The organism is Arhodomonas sp. AD133 (assembly GCF_051195215.1).
Classification (GTDB): domain Bacteria; phylum Pseudomonadota; class Gammaproteobacteria; order Nitrococcales; family Nitrococcaceae; genus Arhodomonas.
Genome location: NZ_JBNAZM010000099.1, coordinates 1 through 3940 on the forward strand (window position 1 = coordinate 1; position 3940 = coordinate 3940).

A 3940-nucleotide genomic window follows, 5' to 3' on the forward strand; every position below is an offset into this window, starting at 1 on the left:
GGCGCCGCTGGCATCGCCGAAGGTGCCGGTGTAGGCGGTGCGGTTGCCGTTGGCGTCGTAGCTATAGCCGTGCACCTGGGTGCCGTCGCGGTAGACGTCGGTGAGGCGGCCGGCGGTGTCGTAGTCGTAGCTGAGCGTGTGCGTCTCACCGGCGAGGGTGACGGTCTTCTCGACGATGCGGCCGAGTTTGTCGCGGGTGTAGGCGACGTCGTAGAGCGTGGTGCCGCTCTCCGTGACCTCGCGCTCGGCGAGCTCGCCGAAGGCGTTGTAGCCGCGGCTGCCGGTGAGCGTGGCAAGGCTCGTCGCGGTGACGAGGCCGTGGTCGGCGTCACGGGTGAACGCCAGCGCGCCGGCCTGGGTGAGCAGGCCGTCGTCGTCGTAGTCGAAGGTGACGGGGTTGCCGTTGACCGTCTCCTCCGTCAGCCAGAAGTTGTCGTCGTAGTTCCGGCTGACGGTGCCCGCCACGGGACCGGTCCAGCTTGTGCTCTTGGGCAGAAAGCCGTCCCGGGCGAAGCGGAGCCCGATGCCGTCGCTGGTGTCGATGGACGTCAGCTGCCCTGTTGCGGCGTCGTAACCGTAGCTGAGCGTCGCCGCCGGCGTGGTGCGCGTGGCGAGCTTGCCGCCGGTGCCGTAGTCGAAGCCGACGGTGGTGCCCGTGGGCCGCTCGATGGCGGTGAGCTGGCGGTCACGGTTGTAGCGGTAGCGGGTGACGGTGTCGCCCGCCGGGATGGTGGGCGGCGTGTAGCCCGCGCGCTGATCGAGGCCGTCGTACTCGAAGACGTGGGCGCTGCGGCCCGGCGGTGTGAGCGCGGTGAGGTTGCCGTTGCCGTCGTACTGGTAGCCGACGGTCCGGCCATCCGGCAACTCCTGCTCGGTGACGCGGCCGTCGGCGTCGACAGTGAAGCGCACCGTACGGTTCATCGGGTCGGTGATCGCCGCGAGATAGCCGGCCTGCTCGCCGGTGTCGTGGTAGTCGAACGTGATGCGACGCTCGTCGCTGCCGCTGCCCTGGACGATGGAAGCGGGGCGGCCGCGGTTGTCGTAGTCGCGCTGGACGGCTGCCAGGCCGGTGACTTCCCGCCGGACGGGGCGGCTAACGGCGTCCTGGGTTTCGGTGACCACCCGGCCCTCGGGGGACGTGTAAGTCAACTGGCGGCTCGCCGCATCGTAGGCGGCCGTGGCCTCACGGCTGTTGGTGGTGACGGTGTCGACGAGGCTTGTCAGTGACAGCGGGTCCGACTCGTCGGCGAGCTCCACCGAACGTTCGGTGGTCACCACCCGCTCGGTACCTGAGGGCAGGCTGATGCGGCGCTCTCCGATAACCGGTGCGCTCATGCCGAAGCGTGGGTCTGGCGTTTCGTCGGTGAATACGGTTGTGCCGTCGGGGCGCGCGATGGTGGTCTCGCCCGCATCGGTGTGGGTGCGCTTGGTGACGGTGCCGTCCGGCGCCTCGTTGGTGTAGATGCGAGTCGAGTCATCCGGACGCTGAGTCGTGAACTGGTACAGACGGTTCTCGCCGCTGGTCATATCGACCCGGTAGCCGTCTTCGACGGACTGTCGGCTGAGATCCCAGGCAAAGCCTTCTGGGCCGTCGTCTCGGATCAAACGACCGGTGTCGTCGTAGGCGAACGTATTGGTGTTGCGCTCGGGGTCGGTGAAGCTCGTGAGCAAGCCGCCGTCGGTGTACGCCATAGACCACGTACGCCCGGCCGGGCTGGTGACGTTTGTCAGGTGGCCATTGCTGTCGACGGTCAGGCGTGTGCGTTGGCCGTCGGGGGTGACGATGGCGGTGGCATGGCCGGTGGCGTCGCGTTCGATGGTGGTGGTGTTGCCGTCGGCGTCGGTTACGGATATGAGGCGGCCGTCGCCGTCGTAGGCGAAGCGGTAGAGCGTCGTGGCGGTGAGCGCGTCATTTGTGCGCAGGTGGCGGCCGCTTGTGTCGAAAACGTAATGCAGACGGCCATCTTGGGAAGACACGCGTGTTTCCGTCGCCGTGGTGATCACCCCATTGGGGCCAACGCGGCGGATACTGTGATTATGGTACTCAGCAATGTACAGGCTGCCATCCGCACTCAGTGCGACATCGCTAGGGAGATCCAAGCGCGCCTCAGAAGCCAATACGCCGTCACCGCCGTAGCCCGCCTCGCCGGTACCCGCCACTGTAGTGATTACCCCATTGGGACCAACACGACGGATGCGATGATTGCGGCAATCCGCTATGTACAGGCTGCCGTCCGGCGCCAGGGCGACGCTCTCAGGGTAATACAAGCGAGCCGCAGTGGCTGGTCCGCCGTCGCCGCTGTACCCATACTTCCCCGTACCGGCGACCGTGGTGATCACCCCACCGGGGCCAACTCGACGGACGCGATGATTGTTGGTATCTGCAATGTACAAGCTCCCGTCAGACGCCAGCGTAATACCTCTGGGCTCAAATAAGCGGGCCGCTGTAGCCGGTCCACCGTCGCCGCCATAGCCCCATTCGTCAGTCCCCGCCACTGTGGTGATCACCCCATCGGGGCCAACCCGCCGGATACGGTCATAAACACTATCCGCAATGTACAGGCTGCCATCTGGCGCCAGCGCGATACTTTGCGGCCAGCCCAAACGAGCCGCTGTGGCCGGTCCGCCATCGCCACTGTGCCCAAGCTCGCCGGTTCCCGCCATCGTGGTGATGACCCCATCGGGGTCAACACGTCGAACGCGACGGTTACCACCATCCGCAATGTACAGACTTCCGTCTGGACCAACTACAATGTCGCCGGCATTGTTCAGCAACGCTTCTGTTGCTGGCCCACCGTCACCGCCATAGTCTGCCCCTCCCCTTCCCGCCACAGCGGTGACAATCCCATTCCGGTCGACGCGACGGATCCAATTGTTACCAGTATCCGCGATGTAAAAGCTCCCGTCTGGCGCTAGAGCAACGCCTTCTGGACCATTAAGCAATGCCTCGGTGGCCAGCCCACCGTTCCCCGTGTAGCCCATAAGGCCCTTGCCCGCCACCGTGGTGATGATGCCCGACACGCTCAAACGCCTGCGCGCGCCGTCGCCACGCACTAGCAATTCGCCCCGTTTTTGAAGTGCGTGATGCACATCCATCGACCACCCGCCTGCGACATCCGGGCCTTGCCTGAAGGGCGAGGACAGGACCACTTCATAGAATTGGCTAATGGTGAACCCACGGCAGTCGTTGCGCGTGCCGATGGCGCGGGTGCTGTCGCTGAACTCGCCGAAGCCGTTGTCGCCGGGACGATAAACGCACGGGTAGCGGTGCTCGATACGCACGCGCGCTTTCGTCCTGCCGTAGACTTTGCGCCCGAAGCTGTCCCGGCCGTCCCACGTAATTGTGTGGGTGAGGTTGGGCTCAGGGTCGAAGCTCTTGCCGATTCGTTGGCCGGCAATCGTCACGCTCAACGTGACCGCGAGCAGGCTGTCGGGAATGTCGCTCTCAGTCAGCGTGACGGTTATTTCGTTGTTCCCTGACCCTGAAGCGCGATCGCTCTGGTAGTGCAGCGAATACGGGGTACCGGCGATGCCGATTTGCTCGCCCAGCGTCTGCCGCTGTGGGCTGATGCTGCAGCCGGTGCAGGGGTCCTCCTCGTCACTGTTCTCGGGCTCGTCCTCGTCCGGGTTCTCCGGCGGCGGGGTGTCCGGCTCCTCGGCGTCGGGCGGCGGCCCCCAGGGCCAGTTGCAGTCCCAGGTGGAGAAGTGCTCGAGGGCGACGCGCCAGAGGCTGTCGCCGGGTTGGTAGAGCTCGGCGAGCTTCGTGCGTTCGGCGTCGGTGATGCCGAGCGCGGCGAGCTCGTCGGCGGTGGCCGGGTCGCCGTCGCCGGTGACGTCGAGCACGGCGCGGCCGGCGTCGATTGCGAGCACTTCGACGATGCGGCCGTTGTCGTAGGGGGTCCAGGCGCCGGCGTCGTTGTCGTAGTAGCCCACCGGCACC

Annotated in this window: 1 pseudogene; it reads right to left on the reverse strand. The window is 66.1% G+C overall.

Annotation, left to right across the window (positions count from 1 at the left end):
* A pseudogene (locus tag ACPEES_RS22875) lies at positions 1-3940 on the reverse strand (RHS repeat-associated core domain-containing protein); the annotation flags it as partial.